This is a genomic window from Erwinia sp. HDF1-3R (genome assembly GCF_039621855.1).
GTDB lineage: Bacteria > Pseudomonadota > Gammaproteobacteria > Enterobacterales > Enterobacteriaceae > Erwinia.
On the sequence record NZ_CP155072.1, the window covers coordinates 19,124 to 37,370 of the forward strand.

20 protein-coding genes and 1 pseudogene are annotated in these 18,247 nt (G+C 51.3%); 11 read left to right on the top strand and 10 right to left on the bottom strand.

Annotated elements, in window-relative coordinates:
- Positions 1–10 precede the first annotated feature (10 nt).
- From AAGR22_RS21900 to AAGR22_RS21920, 5 genes are all read right to left on the bottom strand, one after another.
- Positions 11–355 (bottom strand): hypothetical protein, encoded by a 345-nt coding sequence (locus AAGR22_RS21900; RefSeq protein WP_115388355.1) that lies wholly within the window; start codon positions 353–355, stop codon positions 11–13.
- Positions 356–368: 13 nt separating this feature from the next.
- Positions 369–710 carry a hypothetical protein gene (locus AAGR22_RS21905; protein WP_345831659.1) on the bottom strand — a complete coding sequence of 114 codons (342 nt, stop codon included), beginning with the start codon at positions 708–710 and terminating at the stop codon, positions 369–371.
- A gap of 102 nt (positions 711–812) precedes the next feature.
- A complete protein-coding gene (locus tag AAGR22_RS21910) occupies positions 813–1,160 on the bottom strand; it encodes a hypothetical protein (protein ID WP_115388353.1) in 348 nt (115 codons plus the stop codon).
- A gap of 78 nt (positions 1,161–1,238) precedes the next feature.
- Positions 1,239–1,496 carry a hypothetical protein gene (locus AAGR22_RS21915; protein WP_115388352.1) on the bottom strand — a complete coding sequence of 86 codons (258 nt, stop codon included), beginning with the start codon at positions 1,494–1,496 and terminating at the stop codon, positions 1,239–1,241.
- Positions 1,497–1,810: 314 nt separating this feature from the next.
- Positions 1,811–2,704 carry an integrase domain-containing protein gene (locus AAGR22_RS21920; RefSeq protein ID WP_345831661.1) on the bottom strand — a complete coding sequence of 298 codons (894 nt, stop codon included), beginning with the start codon at positions 2,702–2,704 and terminating at the stop codon, positions 1,811–1,813.
- A 938-nt stretch (positions 2,705–3,642) separates the two neighbouring features.
- On the opposite strand from AAGR22_RS21920, the gene AAGR22_RS21925 reads away from it, so the two are divergent.
- Positions 3,643–4,275: a hypothetical protein gene (locus tag AAGR22_RS21925; protein ID WP_345831660.1), complete on the top strand. Its 633-nt coding sequence runs from the start codon at positions 3,643–3,645 to the stop codon at positions 4,273–4,275.
- A 1,292-nt stretch (positions 4,276–5,567) separates the two neighbouring features.
- Here AAGR22_RS21925 and AAGR22_RS21930 read toward each other — a convergent pair.
- Positions 5,568–6,254 carry a replication initiation protein gene (locus AAGR22_RS21930; RefSeq protein ID WP_064691066.1) on the bottom strand — a complete coding sequence of 229 codons (687 nt, stop codon included), beginning with the start codon at positions 6,252–6,254 and terminating at the stop codon, positions 5,568–5,570.
- Positions 6,255–6,758: 504 nt separating this feature from the next.
- On the opposite strand from AAGR22_RS21930, the gene AAGR22_RS21935 reads away from it, so the two are divergent.
- The 6 genes and pseudogenes from AAGR22_RS21935 (at position 6,759) to AAGR22_RS21960 (ending at position 10,979) form a co-directional block, all read left to right on the top strand.
- Entirely contained in the window at positions 6,759–7,082 is a 324-nt protein-coding gene (locus AAGR22_RS21935) for a TrfB-related DNA-binding protein (protein ID WP_140034305.1), read from the top strand.
- 14 nt (positions 7,083–7,096) lie between these two features.
- The gene (locus AAGR22_RS21940) at positions 7,097–7,474 is read left to right on the top strand and encodes a peptidase (RefSeq protein ID WP_187506543.1); all 378 of its coding nucleotides are present in this window, start codon (positions 7,097–7,099) and stop codon (positions 7,472–7,474) included.
- A gap of 89 nt (positions 7,475–7,563) precedes the next feature.
- A pseudogene (locus AAGR22_RS21945) lies at positions 7,564–7,791 on the top strand (DNA polymerase V subunit UmuC); the annotation flags it as partial.
- An 85-nt stretch (positions 7,792–7,876) separates the two neighbouring features.
- Positions 7,877–8,854 (top strand): site-specific integrase, encoded by a 978-nt coding sequence (locus AAGR22_RS21950; protein WP_023202702.1) that lies wholly within the window; start codon positions 7,877–7,879, stop codon positions 8,852–8,854.
- Positions 8,854–10,233, top strand: a complete 1,380-nt coding sequence (locus AAGR22_RS21955; RefSeq protein ID WP_246870976.1) for a hypothetical protein — start codon at positions 8,854–8,856, stop codon at positions 10,231–10,233. The genes AAGR22_RS21950 and AAGR22_RS21955 overlap by 1 nt, the downstream gene beginning before the upstream one ends.
- Before the next feature lie 53 nt (positions 10,234–10,286).
- Entirely contained in the window at positions 10,287–10,979 is a 693-nt protein-coding gene (locus tag AAGR22_RS21960) for an integrase (RefSeq protein ID WP_345831650.1), read from the top strand.
- Between the two features lie 129 nt (positions 10,980–11,108).
- Here AAGR22_RS21960 and AAGR22_RS21965 read toward each other — a convergent pair whose 3' ends face one another.
- Both AAGR22_RS21965 and AAGR22_RS21970 read right to left on the bottom strand, forming a co-directional pair.
- Positions 11,109–11,408, bottom strand: coding sequence for a DUF305 domain-containing protein (locus tag AAGR22_RS21965; protein WP_006785988.1), 300 nt, complete (start codon positions 11,406–11,408; stop codon positions 11,109–11,111).
- Between the two features lie 77 nt (positions 11,409–11,485).
- Positions 11,486–13,936, bottom strand: a complete 2,451-nt coding sequence (locus AAGR22_RS21970) for a heavy metal translocating P-type ATPase (RefSeq protein WP_180552765.1) — start codon at positions 13,934–13,936, stop codon at positions 11,486–11,488.
- 259 nt (positions 13,937–14,195) lie between these two features.
- On the opposite strand from AAGR22_RS21970, the gene cadR reads away from it, so the two are divergent.
- The 4 genes from cadR to arsC all read left to right on the top strand — a co-directional run bounded on the left by cadR (position 14,196) and on the right by arsC (position 17,128).
- A complete protein-coding gene (gene cadR, locus AAGR22_RS21975) occupies positions 14,196–14,654 on the top strand; it encodes a Cd(II)/Pb(II)-responsive transcriptional regulator (protein ID WP_006785990.1) in 459 nt (152 codons plus the stop codon).
- Between the two features lie 262 nt (positions 14,655–14,916).
- A complete protein-coding gene (locus AAGR22_RS21980; RefSeq protein WP_006785991.1) occupies positions 14,917–15,270 on the top strand; it encodes a metalloregulator ArsR/SmtB family transcription factor in 354 nt (117 codons plus the stop codon).
- A gap of 96 nt (positions 15,271–15,366) precedes the next feature.
- Positions 15,367–16,650, top strand: coding sequence for an arsenic transporter (locus AAGR22_RS21985; RefSeq protein ID WP_006785992.1), 1,284 nt, complete (start codon positions 15,367–15,369; stop codon positions 16,648–16,650).
- Between the two features lie 49 nt (positions 16,651–16,699).
- The gene (gene arsC, locus AAGR22_RS21990) at positions 16,700–17,128 is read left to right on the top strand and encodes a glutaredoxin-dependent arsenate reductase (protein WP_180552764.1); all 429 of its coding nucleotides are present in this window, start codon (positions 16,700–16,702) and stop codon (positions 17,126–17,128) included.
- A gap of 56 nt (positions 17,129–17,184) precedes the next feature.
- Here the strand turns inward: arsC and arsH are convergent, their stop codons facing one another.
- The gene (gene arsH / locus AAGR22_RS21995; RefSeq protein WP_172973749.1) at positions 17,185–17,871 is read right to left on the bottom strand and encodes an arsenical resistance protein ArsH; all 687 of its coding nucleotides are present in this window, start codon (positions 17,869–17,871) and stop codon (positions 17,185–17,187) included.
- A 32-nt stretch (positions 17,872–17,903) separates the two neighbouring features.
- The gene (locus AAGR22_RS22000; protein WP_006785996.1) at positions 17,904–18,239 is read right to left on the bottom strand and encodes a metalloregulator ArsR/SmtB family transcription factor; all 336 of its coding nucleotides are present in this window, start codon (positions 18,237–18,239) and stop codon (positions 17,904–17,906) included.
- Between the last annotated feature and the right edge of the window lie 8 nt (positions 18,240–18,247).

Genomic DNA, 18,247 nt, shown 5'->3' on the forward strand with positions numbered 1-18,247 from the left:
TTAAGTCAGATTAGAAAGATTCTAATCGGCTAATTGCCAGATCGCCCAGGCCTTCAGAGTGTCCATTTAAGGAAATCCGTTCATGCAAAGAGCGGTCAAGCCTGATGCTCATGGCACGGATGGAGTTAACCAAGTCAGCACAGCCAGAACTGAGAAAACGATCCTGAACCATACCGAACTCAAGGTTGTATATGACGTTGATCTGAACGGCTATCGTGAACGGCAGCTCACCGTATAGGTGCACCTGCTCGTCAAGGTCGTCCAGACCAAATCGCTGATAGGCTAATGCCGTAAGCATGTCGCACTCGTATTTAGCTAACTGCAGCATATCTGCCAGGTTTGTTGAAATAGTCATATTCCACGTCCCTTTACTGATATGCATAACGCAGGTTTGCCATCTGATTCGCCAGCTTCAATGCAAAACGGCGAGCCTGACGGTAAGAGCGGAATACCTCATCCGGCTTTTTCAAAGAACCAAACCGGTGATTACCGTAAAACGTGCCGGAACGAGTAAGTATGCCGGCCGTCCATTTTCCTGAAGGTAACTGTTGAACCTGAACCTTGAAGCTGAGTGATCCAGTCCGGTTCGTTATCCACTCTTCTTTTCTTTTGCCGGCCGCAACGTGATCCCGCAGGGATAACGCTGCAGCGAAGGCTGCTGAAAAGATGCCTTTTATGGAAAGGGAGGTTGGTAATAAAAGGGTAATCATGGTGTTTCTCCTGTAAAAACGGGAAACACCTGCCCTGTCGGGAAAGATGTTTCCCGAGGGGATCCGCTGAGCGGATGGATGGATGGATGGTTAAGAAGGTAATCAGTTCTGACGTGTTAACACAGCAAGTGTCGCCAGTGCTGACGTTGCCATTTGCGCCGTTTTACGGGCCGCTCTGAACGTATGAAACTCACCGTGACGGCTGTGCACAAATGCTTCCGACGGCTGTCCGTCGATCACCTTACGGGCCATAACAATGGCGTGGTAGCGACGATCGTCAAACCAGACATGGGAGCGGTATTCATGCAGACCGGAGGGTGAGGCAAGCCAGGGCGTTCTTCTGATAACAGCTTTGAGTCGGGGACAGTCTGAAACAACGCGAGTTGTGGCAGAACGGGCCAAATCAAACGGTTTGCTGAGCTCAGTAAGAAACGAACGGATAAGTGACATGATTTCTCCTGAAAACGGGAGAAACATGCGCCCGCTCGGGAATGTTTCCCCGAAGGACGTAAGGCCGAAGCCGGATAGTTAAGAAACTACATGTACCCCATTTATTTCCCGTGCGAGAGTTTGTATTGAGCACACCAAATCTGCACAGGCCGGGGCGAGAAAATGTCCTATATCAATTCCGTACTCGAAGGTGAAAATAGCGATTTCACTATCGATATGCACTTCATGATTAGGATCATCTATGCCGAGTTTTTTATAAGCTAATGCAGTGAGCAATTCGCTCTCGAATTCAGCCAATCTCAGCATATCGGACAGAGTTGTTGATAGATTCATCATAGGTAAAGTTTCTCACGATAAATGGAGAAACATTAGCCCGATCGGGAATGTTTCCCCGAAGGACAAAGGCCGAAGCCGGATAGTTAAGAAACCTCGATCGTCACGCAGTAGGAGCGAAAACTGACGATATCTGCTTCCAGAGGTGAGCAGATGTACCACACTTTACGTGTACTTCCTTGCAGGCTTTGGAAGTGTTCGTTTGTAGCTACCCGAAGGCGGTCATCTCAAGCTACGAGACCATTGGTGGTTGTCCGAAGACAACGTGCGAAACAGTTTAATAATAACGTTTATTGTACTTATTGTTCAAGAAAATATTATTCATCATTGATCATTCGATTATATACGCGGGCAACATATGCACCCCGCCCGTCGCCATGCCCGAGATCCATTGAAACAAGCGCCTCAGCCTCCTTACGACTCATTCCATTTTCAACATGAAAATTAACAGCGTCGCGAGCATAAGCATATCGCAGGCTGTGCGGGGCATTAACGCCAGTCATACCATTTTCTCTTAGAACATTATGAAAACGGTCAAGCGACTGATGAAGAGTAGGTTTATTAATCAGCTTTCCATTATTTTCATTTGCATAAGAAATGGCTTGATTCAATAAGAGCATGACTTTCTCACGCTCAAATATTGTGACGTCCCGTGCCCGTCCACCTTTTGATCCAAAAACAACGCTTATTTTATTTTCACCGGTAGCTAAAGTTTGCTTCCAGGTTTTCAGGGATTTTGCTGCCTGGACAACTTCTTCTGCACGAAGACCTATATATCTTGCAAGCTGAATACCGATCGCCACTCCTTCATCTTTGAGCGAGACAGCAGCCACGATTTCGGCCAGTCTTTCATCAGTAATTGCAATTTTCTTCCCTTCCCTGCTCGCCCCTGAAATATTCATAGCCTCGTTGCTTAACTTTTCATGCGAGGGATTAGCAAGGATATTTCTGCCTCCCTGTGAAAGCACAGACCGAATAGCAGCCATTTCATTCTGTAGCGTTCGGGAAGATATATTCTCTTCCTGTCGGCTTCTTATATAATTCTCGATATGCTTTGTTTTAACATGACTTACGTCCCGAATCTGAATATTAAGGGTTGCCAGTCGCTCCGAAAAGCGGCTGGCAATCTTAGAACGATCTGAAACAGTTTTAAAACTTCCTCCGCCCTGGCGTGCCAGCGTCACGAGTTGTTTACTTAATTTATTGGACATATCCACCTCTGCCAGAATCCAGAACATTCAGCACGCCTGTGCTGACCGTTCTGTAACTCTGTGCGCTTACATCTCTTCCCCGACGGCGTGGTTGCCTTTGCGCTTCCTGCGGCTCAACTGGTATCTGTGCATCGGGGCGGCGAAATGTTGAGTTCTTGCGAGGCTTCCCCAGGTCTCTGACCTGTTTGCGGCTTGCGCCGTGCTGACGTGAGTCAGTCTGCCTCCGTACATCAGTTTCCTGATGTCGCCATCGATACCGAGTCGATCATTCTCCTTCTAGTTAAACGCCCCTGACGTTTCGTTCGTCAGTGCCGCGTTGTGGTTGATAAATAGCCAGAGTTGTTCTGAAAACACGTACTACGTGCACGTCAGATTGTACCGGCCCGTTGAAAACCGCACTGTACGTGGGTTTGGACGTTATGCGCTGCGCGCGTCACTTTGTTCTCGTTTCACTCGAACCAAAGTGACGCCGCGCAGCTTCATGCTCCTAATGCGTCTTCCGCAAGCGCCCAAATGTTCCAAATGGGCTTATGCGTCATAGCAAAAGTCGGATGCAGCTCAGGCCGTACACCTGAAAAGCTTCATAACGGAAGTGTGCGAAGCAGCATAAGCTATGCCGTTCGTAAGATGCCTGGCGTATGTGAAAGCCGTGGCTGAGATGTGTATGTAAACCTTCATCGCCTGCGACATAGATGCGCTGTTAATGACGATATCCGCTTCCAAAGGTGAGCAGATTTACCACGCTTTTGCGTTCTCCCTTTCAGGCTGCGGGAGTGTTTCTTGTAGCTACCCGAAGGCGATCCTCTCAAGCTACCGGACCATTGGTGGTCGTCATAGACGACATAGAACAGTTGAAAATATATCAATCAATCTGTAGAAATGTCAAATGTTAGATTTGCAATTAATATACAAGACTAAAGTTCATTACAGGAGTAATTGTGAATATTGAATGGTTTAAATTCGGTAGTTATGTATTACCTGCTATTGCGATGGCACTTAATTTTGCTGCAAGATTTAAGACAATTACAAATGAGAGAATATCTATTTATAAAGATATCAAACCGCTTTGTACAGCAATAGAAATGAAACCACATGAGATAAAAGCGATTGACAAAGAAATAAAGAATCTAATTCTATTTGAGGCCACGAGAATTAGAAACCCTCATTTAGCTCAGCAGCACTTAAAAATATTAAGTTGCAATGATCTTAATGATATTCAAAAATCAAGAATTAAGAAGCTTGCACATTGCATTGATCAGGAGGCTAATGACACCGAAACAGGAAATAAAGAAGTAAAGTTCACACTCAATAAAGAAAAATACAAAAAAAGAAAAATGGAGGGATTCGGTTATGTAATCACTTGTCTTATTGCTTATTACATACTTTTCTTTTCGGCTCTTAGCTTTCCCAAAGAAGACATTCCAATTGCAATAGCAATAGCAATGCTTGTTATGTCTCTTGGCCCTGTCTGGATTCTATTAGTAACAATTGCTACATATCCCGTATTTGGGTTTTATAAAGGCAACAAAGATATAATCGATTCATTGAATACTTTCTACAATGAAAGCTAATCTTTGTCAGATAAAGAACAAAAACAATGGATGCATTGTTTTTTTATTATGAGGACATCAACATGAGAGAGACATTAACAGGAAAAAATAAAACATTTATAAATCAGTAAGATTTTTTGCGGCAACTGAATTTTTATGTAATTTTGATAAATCTGTCAGGTCGTTAAAGATCACTATATTAACAGTATGGGACCGGAATAACCCCCCCTACTTTTGCTGCCACGTTCTACCAGTAATGCGCCATAGTGGTTGATATGAGAATTGCCCCTAATTTGGCTGCCAAGTTTTGCCAGTGCAGCGCCCAATAAGCCGGTATGGGAATCGCCCCTACTTCTGCTATCGGGTTCTTTCCAGTACAGCGACCAATAGGCGGTATGGGAATCGCCCCTACTTCTGCTATCAGGTTCTGCCAGTGCAGCGCCCAACAGGCTGGTATGGGAATCACCCCTAATTTTGCTGTCAGGTTCTGCCAGTGCAGCGCCCTATATGACGATATGGGAAACCGCCCTACTTCCGGGGGCACCGGAACGGCAGCTGGGCCACCGTCGCCAGTTATGGGAAACCGCCCTACTTCCGGGGGCACCGGAACGGCAGCTGGGCCGCCGGCGCCAGTTATGGGAAACCGCCCTACTTCCGGGGGCGCCGGAACGGCCGCTGAGCCGCCGGTGCCAGTTATGGGAAACAGCCCTACTCCCCGGCGTGCCGGAACGGCAGTTTAGCCGCCGGCGCCAGTTATGGGAAACCGCCCTACTTCCGGGGGCGCCGGAACGGCAGCAGGGCCGCCGGCGCCAGTTATGGGAAACCGCCCTACTTCCCGGGTGCCGGAACGGCAGCTGGGCCGCCGGCGCCAGTTATGGGAAACCGCCCTACTTCCGGGGGCGCCGGAACGGCAGCTGGGCCGCCGGCGCCAGTTATGGGAAACAGCCCTACTTCCCGGCGTGCCGGTACGGCCGCTGAGCCGCCGGCGCCAGTTATGGGAAACAGCCCTACTTCCCGGCGTGCCGGAACGGCCGCTGAGCCGCCGGTGCCAGTTATGGGAAACCGCCCTACTCCCCGGCGTGCCGGAACGGCCGCTGAGCCGCCGGCACCTGTTATGGGAAACAGCCCTACTTCCGGGCGTGCCGGAATGGCCGCTGAGCCGCCGGCGCCAGTCATGGGAAATAGCCCTACTTCCGGACGCTACGTGATGGTAGCTGGCACCTCGGTGCAGAATATGGGAAACAGCCCTAGTAAGAATATAGGGCTGTAGTGAGGAAGGTACAGCTGAGGATCTGATAAATAAATGAAATATCTTATTGTTTTGGATAGATATTAAAAATTAACTTCCCGTTAGAATCTGCTTGATAAGAGACTCGCAAAGGGGTTTTATCATTGATCTGTCTTAGAGCAGGTTCTAAAAATGTACGTTTGAGTTCTGCGAGATTAGATTTCTGAGACTCGGGCAGCATGAATCTTTCAGAAAGCCAATCATGCGAAGTGACCCAAATCTGAGAGCTTCTGAACTGGCAAAGGCTCTCATAAAGTCGCACAGTACGCGGGTTTTTGAGGCTTCCACAGTCCCTGAGTGAGTAGGTAGTGAACTGACTTCCCAGTACATACAGATAAGGCAAAACCTTATGGTTAAACTCTATTTCCCATAACCCTTTACTGGAACGTCCTCCTGCTTCTGTTAACCAAGGACGTGCGATCACATCGTGGCGGCCAGTCTTAGGATAGAAGATGATGGCAGAACGTGAGAGCTCGAACACACCTTCTTTAACGTCACGACTAGCCTGATTACGACTTACATTGAAGATATCTTCGTAATCTGCAACAGCAACGGTAAATATTGGATTTGCAGACTCCTCTTCATCTGTGAAGTAAGTTTGCATAAGACATAGCCACAACACACGTTTTGCCTTCAAAGATAAATGATAAGCAGCTTCAGTCAGCTCATTAGATTGCTTAACATTTATCTTTTTTTTCAACACATTAGCCATAGCAATAATCTTTTATGGGTTAATTTATGTCCCCCACAATATCACTCAGTACACACAAGTCAACTAATTATTAATTCGTGTGTGATGTAGGGCTAATTCCCATAGCATGTAGGGCTGATTCCCATACGAAGAAGGGCTGATTCCCATATTAAGTAGGGCTGATTCCCACAACATGTAGGGCTAATTCCCAGAAACAAGGCGATTTTATTCAATAAAATCATTGGCTTAATCCACCCTAAAAAGCTTTAAAAAGATATAAAATACTAATTAAAAAGCTATTAAAAATAGTGCTGTGGATAAGTGGATAAGTTAACATCGGCATAGAAACCGGCTTCACTACGTTCACCCGGTCAACCCCTCTGCAGCGCAAAAACAAGTTTTGCACTGCCTCGCGGTTTTGATTCAAAACGAACGAATCTTCACAAGTACAGTGACTTTATACTTCTATTGACTATGACAAGCGCTACACTTAATCTTCTACAAAATGATGATTTTAGGTGACATATGGCGCAGAAAAAACAAATGACACAGCAGGAATGGGATCGATTAGTTCCAGCTATGGCAACTTATGCGCACATAACAACTGAGATCGGTTATGCAGTTTTAGTTGAAGGCGAAAGGCAGACAGATGTGGCCGTTCGCGTAGGTCGGACAAAGCAAAACGTAGCGAATGCAGTAAAACGCATATGGGAACTCTACCAACAGGTGACAACTGATGATGGAGAAAACCTTGAATTAGTCAGTGTTTGGTTGCCAAAACCGGAAGCGGATAAAGTAAGAACGATCGCGGCTAAATTTTCGATCAACGGTGATAAAGTTAAATCGTAGAAGATGGAGCACAAATGGCGTTTCAATCCCCTGCAGCTAACTTCACAGAACAACGTCTTGATTTTACTAGCCTGGTAAACCTCTCCTCACATTCCTCATACGTCTTCAAAAGCGCAAGCGATTACCCTGATATTGGTATACTGAAAGGGTCATTGCTGGCAGTAGATCGAGCAATCCCCTTTAAACATGATCAAATCGTCATTGCTAACGTTGGTGATGATCTTGTACTTCGCCGCTTACTACTCACTCCGATAGCAGCTCTCCAAGAACTGGATGGTCCTAAAACAATCACACCAATGCCGTCCAACCAGGATGTACCAGTCTGGGGTGTAATCGCATACGTCCTGACTGATATGGCTGGATCAGGTTTTAATTTCAACGAAGAAGCGTAGCTAATCCCCGCCTACAAATTTCATCTTGTAAAAAACCCCTGCAGAACAAATACTGTATACATAAACAGTATTTTGATGAGCCTATCCCTATGTTTGCGCTTGCTGACGCTAATAATTTTTATGCCTCTTGCGAAAGGGTTTTCCGCCCTGACCTGAAGGGGAAGCCAATTTGCGTTGTGTCTAACAACGACGGATGCGTGATAGCACGCTCAGCTGAAGCCAAAAAGTTGGGAATCCCAATGGGTGCACCACTTTTTAAAAATGAGCGTTTTTTCCGCGAAAATGGCGTGATTGTCTTCTCAAGTAACTACGCCTTATAGTAAGTTAAATGGAATGCAACATCTTCGGTATAAACTTTAATCAGTTGTTATGAACTGAAAGGGGAAGGCCGTGAACACTTCCATGCATTCCGCATCTGCTCTTCTGCTGACTGAGCAGTGGCTTACAATTCTTTCGAATTTAGGAAGAGCCAGCGCAACTATTAAAGCCTATCGAAGTGCCCTGACGCATTTTTTTGCCTTCTGTGAAATACACGACATTGCTCCTGAAAGAGCTTCCTTTGAAGACATTGCAGGATATATCCGACCTCAGCTCCCTGATATGCCGTCGTCCGTTGCAAGCGCCACGCTCCAGTTGCGCCTTTCAGCTCTTCGTCTCTGGTATGACTTTCTGGTTTATCAGGATATTTGCAGTCTCAACCCGTTACCCCGTTCGGGTTTGCCTGGTGCCATTTATACCGGACGCGGCCTGATCCCACGTATCAACCGACTCCCCGTTATTCCCGATGACGGGGAGTGGCTCAGGTTCCTGAAACACGTTTCTGCAGCGCCTCTGCGTGACCGACTGATGCTTGCTCTGGCTTATTATGGGGCGCTCCGACGTACTGAAGTGACGGCTCTGAGGCTTGAGGACATTGACCTGGCTCATCGCCTGATACGCATCCGGGCAGAAACGACGAAAAACAGACGGGAAAGAATGGTCTGCTATAGCGCCGACGTTGCGCCGGTACTGGCAAACCATTTTCAAAAGCTACGGCTGGAAGGCTGGTCAGGCGGTGCTTTGTTCCGTTCCGTCTCTGACCGTAATTACGGCGCTCCTCTCTCTTTCTGGAGCTGGAGTAAAACCGTACGGAAATGGGCGGCAGAGACTGATCAGCCAGACATCACCACGCATACTTTTCGTCACCTCCGGCTGACGCATCTGGCACGGGCCGGATGGAAACTGCATGAACTGGCTACTTATGCAGGGCACAGGGACCCACGTACAACACAAATTTATATTCATCTGTCGGGAACGGATATGGCTGCCCGCATGGCTGCTGCCGTCGCTGAAACCGACCGTAAGATTGCAGGGCTTATCTTTCAGGCGGGAGCCGTGTGATGAAAGCAGAAACAGGAATTCATAAAATTTATGTCCCCTTCAGGCGTTCAGATTATCAGCTGAATAATGTGTTAAGCATTGAAGAGCTTGAGGCATTAAGCACAGGGCACAAACGTATCTCTGCTTTGAGCAAGCAAGGTCCGCTGTCATCTTTACTGCGGCCACTTCAGGATATTGCCGCCCGCAGCGGTACGAGTGACAGACTCGTCAGGATTATCATTCCTGTCGTGCTGGCGGAAATACACCGGACAAGGAAACCCTGCTGGCTGTGGGATTCGGAAAAGTGGCTGACGTTGTGCCTGCAGCACCGTTCCGGCAGGCCCCTTATTGCGGCATTTGCCTTCCATCTTGGCCCGTTTCCCTCACCGTTCGACCTGCCGCATCATGGTGCTCCGTCGTTGTACGCCTGTGCCATCTATGGCCGGGACATTTTCATTCAGGAACTCAACCGGCTGACTGATACGCTTGTCTCGCTGGGATACAAACGACAGAACCAGAAAAACGCCCTGTCAGCCCTGCTGGGCATACTGATGATGATGAACAATAATCCTGAGCTTGAAAGCTTCACAACTGAACTCCTGTGGCGCGCGCAGAATTATCACGATCGGGGAATCGCACGAACAGTAGGCAGAGTTTCACATGCGCTGGCCGCAATGGGCATCCTCAAAAGTGCCGTACGTATGCGCAATTACCGTGAGTGGCACGAAAAACCCACAGAAAATATTGCCACAGAGTGGGTAACGTGGTGCCGGCGCTGGAGAGAAACGTCGGTGCTTCGGCCCCGGTCCAGAGAGAGCCAGTACAGCTTTATCCTCCGCTGCGGTCTGTGGCTCGCCCGCGAGCATCCGGAAATTCGCTCGCCGTCCGACTGGACAATGGAGATCTGCGCCAGCTTCATTGCTGCAATCGGAAGAATGAAGGTTGATGAACTTTCACTGGGTACAGAACGTGGGGTGCGCCGCTCTCCACGTTCCGGAGAGCCCATGCTGCCAAATTCCCGTGCCGGTTTCGTGTATGCCGTTCGTCGTTTTATGTTTGACTACGAACTCTGGGGATGGGGACGTCTGAAATTCAGTCCGGCCCGCCATCTCTCCACACCTGATACACCGCTCTTTCGTCAGGGCGTCAATCCGCGTGTTATTGATGATCCTGTATGGCTGAAACTGGTCTGGGCAAGCCTGAATCTGCGTCAGGAAGATTTGCTCAGTGAAATTCACTACCCCCTCTCTATGCTGCAGGCTATGGCAGTCATCTGGACGCATGCAGGGCTGCGTCAGAATGAGCTGATGCGCCTGACCGCTGGCTGCATCATTCCACATCGGAAGATATTAACCGGGACGACGGCAGTACCATTCCTGCCGGGACTCTTTGCTATCTGAACGTGCCGGCCGGCAAGACATCTAAAGCCTTTGTTAAGCCGGTTTCTGCAGTGGTGAAAAAGTATGTCGATATCTGGCTGGCAGAACGACCAGAAGAACAGGCAGCTCTGACGGATGAACGCACCGGTGAAAAAGTCCGTTTTCTGTTTCAGTACCGGGGCAAACCGGTGGGAAGAGACATAATAAACCGCACCGTTATTCCGGTTCTCTGTGCCCGGGCAGGAGTGCCTGAGGAAGACAGCCGGGGCCCCATTACCAGCCACAGGGGACGCGCATCGGCCGTAACTGCCCTGGCCAGTGTTCCTCAGGGCATGTCTTTATACGAGCTGATGCAGTGGTCAGGACACTCTTCGCCGCAATCCACCATGCATTATATTCGAATACGCCCGACGCAGCTTGCTGCCTCTTTTGTTAAAGCTGACCGGGTAGCGCACATGATAAGCGTGCTGATTGATCATGACCCCGCAGCAACCAGCCTCACGGGACCTGCGACATATTATGATCTGGGCGACTCTTTCTGTACTAATCCCTTCTGGAGCAGTTGCCCGCACCGTATGGCATGCATCGGATGTGATTTTAATCTGCCAAAGAGAAGTGCAAGAGGACTGTTACTGGAAAGTAAGGCATCGGTAAAACATTATCTTGAAGAAGTGCCACTGACGCCCGATGAGAAAGAAGTAATAGAAGGTGATGTGGAAAAACTGAACGCCGCTCTTATGAAAACAGATATCCCACGTATTCTGTAGCAGGCCCTGACCGGAATTCACTTTATGTGTGTGAAGGACGGCGTAGTAAGGAGCTGCTACGCCGTAACGAAAGTAATAAAAAAGAGCTTATTTACTGAGCCATACTTCCATCTGCCGTATTTCTTCTTTCTAGGCGCTGATAATGCTTTCAGCCATCTTCCGCATTGCCGGTGATTTACCATAACGGAGTTCCGTTTCGGCCATGGCAATGGCTCCTTTGTGATGTTCAATCATGCTCCTGGCAAATGCCCTGTCTGCATCCGGGTCCTGTACGGCCTTTATCATTCCTTCGTGCATATTATTCATGCCGTCCATATAGGCCTCAGAAGACGGTGACATTCCGGCATGGTTTCCGTGTACTGCCTGCGCAGCCGTTGCCGGAAACACGACTGCGAGCATCAGCAATAAAATCATGTTACGCGGTTTCATACTCTCTTCCTTTATCGGAGTGCAGATTAGCGGCTATTTTCAGGTGCCTGTCTTTACCGGAAGAGCAGCCAGACAGGTTACTTACGCAACAGGCGCAGACCGTTTGCCACGACAAGCAGGCTTGCCCCCACATCCGCGAATACGGCCATCCACATGGTCCCCATACCTGCAATGGTCAGGGCCAGGAACACTGCCTTGATCCCAATAGCCATAACGATATTCTGAACCAGAATGTTATACGTCTGCCGGGAGAGTCGGACAAAAGCCGGAATTTTACGCAAATCATCATCCATGAGGGCCACATCGGCAGTCTCGATGGCGGTATCCGTGCCCATTGCACCCATGGCAAAGCCGATATCGGCGCGGGCCAGCGCCGGTGCATCATTGATGCCGTCGCCCACCATGCCGGTCGTGCCCTGCGCCGTAAATGTTTCTACAGCACGCAGTTTATCTTCCGGCAGTTGATCCCCCCGCGCCTCATCGATACCAACCTGACCGGCAATGGCCTGCGCAGTGTGCGCATTGTCTCCGGTCAGCATGAGCGTTTTAACACCCAGACTATGCAACTGACTTATCGCCTCGCGGCTGCTTTCCTTCACCGTATCAGCCACCGCAAACAGCCCTAGCACCTGATGAGTGTCACAGAGCATGATGACCGTTTTACCCCCGGTCTCCAGTTCCGTTAGTGCAGCCCTGACCGCTTCCGGACAGCGCACCGTTTCTTCAGCCAGCCTCAGATTGCCCAGACTGTAGGTTTGACCGTTGATGACGCCGCGCACGCCGCGGCCTGGCAGAGCCTCAAAGTTTTCCACTTCATAACGCTGAGTGCCATCTGATGCCGCCGATACAGCCTGCGAAACCGGATGATCGGAGTAACCTGCCAGGCTCACAGCCAGACTGCGCCCCTCATCTTCTGCCACCCCGGTATAGATAATCGCATCCGTCTGTACCGGCTTACCGTGCGTCAGGGTGCCGGTCTTGTCGAGCGCCAGCCACTTCAGCTTTCGGCCTTCTTCAAGATAAACGCCGCCCTTGATCAATATCCCCCGGCGGGCTGCTGCCGTCAGGCCACTGACAATGGTCACTGGCGTGGAAATGACCAGCGCACAGGGGCAGGCGATAACCAGCATCACCAGCGCCTTGTAAATCCACTCCTGCCAGCTTTCACCTGCAATCAGCGGTGGGAGAACGGCAACTGCGACGGCAATAGCAAACACCACAGGGGTATAAATTTGTGCAAAGCGATCAACAAAGCGCTGCGTAGGGGCTTTTGCCCCCTGCGCTTCCTCCACGGCATGAATGATACGCGCCAGCGTGGTATTTCCGGCAGCGGCCGTTACACGGTACTCAAAGCCACCGGAGCCGTTGACCGTCCCGGCGAAGACCGGGTCACCTTCCCCTTTATCCACCGGCAGACTTTCGCCGGTAATAGGTGCCTGATTAATGGCGGTCCTGCCCCGGACCACCGTGCCGTCGAGAGCGATACGCTCGCCCGGTTTTACCCTGACCACGCTGTTAAGGGATACAGACCTGGCCTCAGTTTCTTTCCAGGAGCCGTCCGGTTGCTGAACCGTGGCCGTTTCAGGCGTCAGCTTCATCAGAGAGCCGATGGCATTGCGGGCGCGATCAAGAGATTTCGCTTCAATCAGTTCCGCAATCGTGAACAGCACCATTACCATGGCGGCTTCAGGCCACTGTCCGAGCGCCAGCGCCCCGGTGACGGCAATACTCATCAGGGCGTTGATATTCAGGTTGCCGTTGCGAAGAGCAATCCAGCCTTTTTTGTACGTGGACAGGCCACAGGCCGCAACGGCAGCCAGAGCAAGAGCCGCTTCCAGCCATTCCGGCATGCCCGCCCAGTGCATGGCTTCGGCGGCGATTGCCGCCACACCGGCAAGCGCGAGCGGCCACCAGTGTTTTTTCTTTTCCTCAGTGACCGCGTGCCGGCCATTACTGTCAGGAAGTTCAGGTTCAAAGCCCAGAGAACGAATGGCGGCCAGAACCGGCTCCAGCGTATCCGGTGCGTGAACCACCGTCAGTACACGCTGCATAAGATTGAAATCCAGTTCCTTGACGGCTGACATGCCGTCCAGCTTTTTACGGATCATGCCCTCTTCAACCGGGCAGTCCATCTGCATGATCCTGATACTGGTACGCACCCCGTCAGCGGTCACCTGCTGCGTCTGCAGCTCACCGAATGTGACAGGGGCAGGCGAGCAGCAGGAACCGCCGGTATTTTCCGCCTCACGGCCTGAGCAGCAGCTGCCTTCAGGCTGCATTGCTTTATCAATCGGTTCCGGGTCAAAACCCAGCGAGCGCACCGCCTGCAGAACCGGTTCCAGCGCCTGCGGTGTATGGGTCACGGTAAGCACCCTCTGTATCAGATTGAATTCAAGATTGCTGACGGCAGGTAATTTTGCCAGTTTTTTTCGGAGGAGCGTCTCCTCCGTCGGGCAGTCCATCTGCATGATGCGCAGACGCGTCTGAACGTCATCGTTGCGGGGAAGCTCTGCAACCGGTTCGGACATCTGGCTCAGGCCGTCCGTTGAGCAGCAGCTCCCGGTGCTGCAACAGGCCGGTGTGGTCTGAGTCGTTTTTGGTGGCATTTTCCCTGAAGCCTCAGTCGGGGCAGTGGCGGTATTTTTAACAGACGCCTCCTCTCCGGTTGCGGCTGATCCACATTTTTTATTACTGCAGCAGTCACTCATTTTTTTATCCCGTTCATAACGTATACTGGCATTAAAGACCCTGATGTAACTACAGGGTCAAGCTCAGAAGAGGTGTGATATGAAAATTGGTGAACTGGCCCGCCAGGCGGGATGTCCTGTAGAGACGGTACGTTATTATGAGCGAGAGGGGCTTCTGCAGGCCGCATTGCGGGACCAGACTAATAACTACCGCCATTACGATAGCGCACATCTCGAAAGGCTTATGTTTATCCGGCGCTGCCGGGCGCTCGATATGACCCATGAAGAAATCCGGGTGTTGCTGCAGGCGCGCAGCCAGCCAGACGCAGACTGCGGTACGGTTAATGCCCTGATAAATGAACATCTGAACCACGTTCAGGCCCGTATTCGTGAACTGAATATGCTGGAAAAACAACTATTTGAGCTCCACAGCCACTGCAATGCCAACCGGGCAACACGGGACTGCGGTATTCTGCGCGAACTGGAGCAGGCAGAAGAGCCTGAGGATATCGTGCCGGTTATCACTGCAGGTCATCTGGCCGGAAGCCACTCTTACTGATGCTGCTTTCTGCCATAAGTAGAACGGTTCACTAAAGAAACAGGCTTTTTTTGTGATGTTACTTCGTCATGCCCGACCATTAAGGCAGCTGAAAGTGTGCTGCCGTTAAAATCTGTGTGATATCGTTTAACCGCTATTCCCTCATTAAGCTGTACTGAAAAGCCTGTAAGCACGTCAAAACATATATGAATTTATAAATATAAAGTTGACCTTTCGTCTGCAGCAGACGAGACTTGTTGCTGTCCGCCACGAAGGAGAAATTATGCCGTCACTTCTGCCCCTGCAACTTTTTAAGAATCTTTCTGACGAAACCCGGCTCAGCCTGGTGCTGTTGTTGCGCGAAAAAGGGGAGCTTTGCGTCTGCGAGCTTGTATCTATCCTGAAAGAAACACAGCCAAAAATATCGCGGCACCTGGCCCTGCTCAGAGAGAGTGGACTGCTTATCGACAGGCGCGACGGCAAGTGGATCCATTACCGGTTATCGCCACACATGCCTGCGTGGGCAGCAGCGGTCATTGAGCAGGCATATCTGTGTCAGCGGGATGAAATTCTTCATCTCAGTCAGCAGGCTGAGCGTGATAACGCAACCACCAACGGCAAAGCTGTCTGCATGTAAAAATTTTATCTAAACACATTCGATTAAACGCATATATTTACAGGGTACAGTTAGCAGCCCGCTTCAACGGGCAGTTATAATTAAGAAGGAGAGGGTATGTTTCTGGCGGGTGCGATTTTTATTCTGACGCTGGTACTGGTTATCTGGCAGCCGAAAGGACTCAGTATTGGCTGGAGTGCCGTTATCGGCGCCGCGCTGGCGCTGCTGACCGGCGTAGTACAAATCGGGGATATTCCGGTGGTCTGGCAGATTGTCTGGAACGCCACGGCCACGTTTATTGCGGTCATCATTATCAGCCTGCTGCTCGATGAGTCCGGCTTTTTTGAATGGGCCGCGCTGCACGTTTCCCGCTGGGGAGGCGGCAGGGGCCGGCTGCTGTTCACGTATATCGTTCTGCTGGGTGCGGCAGTGGCGGCGCTGTTTGCCAATGACGGAGCCGCGCTAATTCTGACGCCGATCGTTATCGCCATGCTGCTGGCGCTGGGCTTCAGCCCCGGGGCCACGCTGGCGTTTGTGATGGCGGCCGGGTTTATCGCCGATACCTCCAGCCTGCCGCTCATCGTGTCAAACCTGGTCAACATCGTCACGGCAGACTTCTTTAAACTGGGTTTCAGCGAGTATGCCTCGGTGATGGTGCCGGTGAATATCGCGTCCGTGGCCGCCACGCTGGTGATGCTGCACCTGTTTTTCCGCAGGGACATCCCGGACACTTACGACCTGGCGAAGCTGAAGGCGCCGCGTGAGGCCATTCGCGATGCGCGTACCTTTAAAACCGGCTGGATTGTTCTCATCCTGCTGCTGATCGGCTTCTTTGCCCTCGAACCACTCGGCGTGCCGGTCAGCCTTGTGGCCGCGGTGGCGGCGTTTATTCTCTGGCTGGTAGCCCGGAAAGGCAATGTGATTGATACCGGAAAGGTACTGAAAGGTGCGCCCTGGCAGATCGTTATCTTCTCGCTGGGCATGTACCTGGTGGTATACGGACTACGCAATGCCGGGCTAACTGATTACCTTTCTGCCGCCCTGAACCGGTTTGCCGAGCATGGCGTCTGGGGCGCAACGCTCGGCACCGGCTTTCTGACGGCGGCGCTTTCATCAGTCATGAACAACATGCCTACCGTGCTGGTTGGCGCGCTCTCCATTGACGGCAGCACCGCTCAGGGCGTGGTGAAGGAGGCGATGATTTACGCCAACATCATCGGCTGCGACCTCGGTCCGAAAATCACCCCTATCGGTAGCCTCGCTACCCTGCTGTGGCTGCACGTCCTGGCACAGAAAAACATAACCGTCAGCTGGGGCTACTACTTCCGCGTGGGCATCGTGATGACCCTGCCGGTACTGTTTGTGACGCTGGCTGCGCTGGCCCTGCGCCTGTCTGTTTAACCTTAACCCCGGAGCTGTGCCTGTGCAGCGCCTTTATGGAGTAACGCTCATGACTGACATTACCATTTATCACAATCCGGCCTGCGGGACGTCCCGCAATACCCTGGCGCTTATCCGCAACAGCGGCACCGAGCCCACGGTGATTCTGTATCTGGAAACACCGCCGTCGCGCGACGAGCTGAAAAAGCTGATTACGGACATGGACATTAGCGTGCGTGCCCTGCTGCGTAAAAATACCGATCCCTACGAGCAGCTCGGCCTGGCTGAAGACCGGTTCAGCGATGAAGAACTGCTCGATGCGATGCTGGCTCATCCGATCCTCATTAATCGTCCGGTGGTGGTGACGCCGCTGGGAACGAAGCTCTGCCGCCCCTCCGAAGTGGTTCTGGACATACTGCCGGACCCGCAGAAGGGAGCGTTTACCAAAGAGGACGGCGAAGCAGTCATTGATGAGCAAGGGAATCGCGTCAGCCACTGATGTTTCCCTTGGCTGTGACAGGGAAAATGTGAAAAAGCCGGCAGATGCCGGCTTTTTTATATGCTGCGCTGGTTTACCCGCTCAGAGAGCTGCGCAGCACTCTCCTTCCTTTCGCTGTAGCGGTCGGTGAGATAACCACTACGACCGCGCGTCAGCAGGGTGAACTTCATCAGTTCCTCCATGACGTCCACTATGCGGTCATAATACGGAGAAGGCTTCATGCGGCCGTCCTCATCAAACTCGGCCCAGGCTTTTGCAACGGATGACTGGTTCGGGATAGTGATCATCCGCATCCAGCGCCCAAGAATACGCATCTGGTTTACGGCGTTGAAAGACTGTGAGCCTCCGCTGACCTGCATGACAGCAAGGGTTTTCCCCTGCGAGGGCCGGACCGCCCCGGACGTCAGCGGTATCCAGTCAATCTGCGTCTTCATGATGCCGGTCATGGCACCGTGACGCTCAGGAGAGCACCAGACCATCCCTTCAGACCAGAGCACTAGCTGGCGCAGCTCTGCGACCTTCGGATGCGTCTCAGGTACATCATCCGGCAGCGGCAGGCCGGACGGATTGAATAACTTCACCTCCGCGCCCATGGCCGTCAGCAGCCGTGCGGCCTCTTCCGTGGTGAGTCGGCTGTAAGAGCGCTCCCGAAGCGAACCGTAGAGCATCAGTATGCGGGGCGGATGCGCCACCTCTTCGGCCTTTAATTTCTCTTCCGAAAGGGGCGTATCCAGGAGTGTCAGATCGATATTGTTCAGGGCATCATTCACGTTATTCACAATGGAGTCTCTTTATGGGAAATCTCGGTAGACAGGCTGCAGCTACTGCCACCGGCGCAGCACTCTTCAGTGAGAAAAGCCATCAGCTGCTCAAGCTGCGCATAGCAAGGTCTGCAGAACAAGGTACGACTCTGCCGTTCCTGGCTTATGAGTCCAGCGGACATCAGCGCTGAAAGATGATGGCTGAGCGTGGAGGCAGGAATCTCAAGGTGCTTCTGCAGTTCGCCAACCGGCAGGCCTTCATGACCAGCCCTGACCAGCTCCCGGTATATGCGGAGACGTGTCGGGTGGCCCAGTTCTCGAAGTGCGTTTGCTGCGGTGTGTAAATCCATGCGGCCTC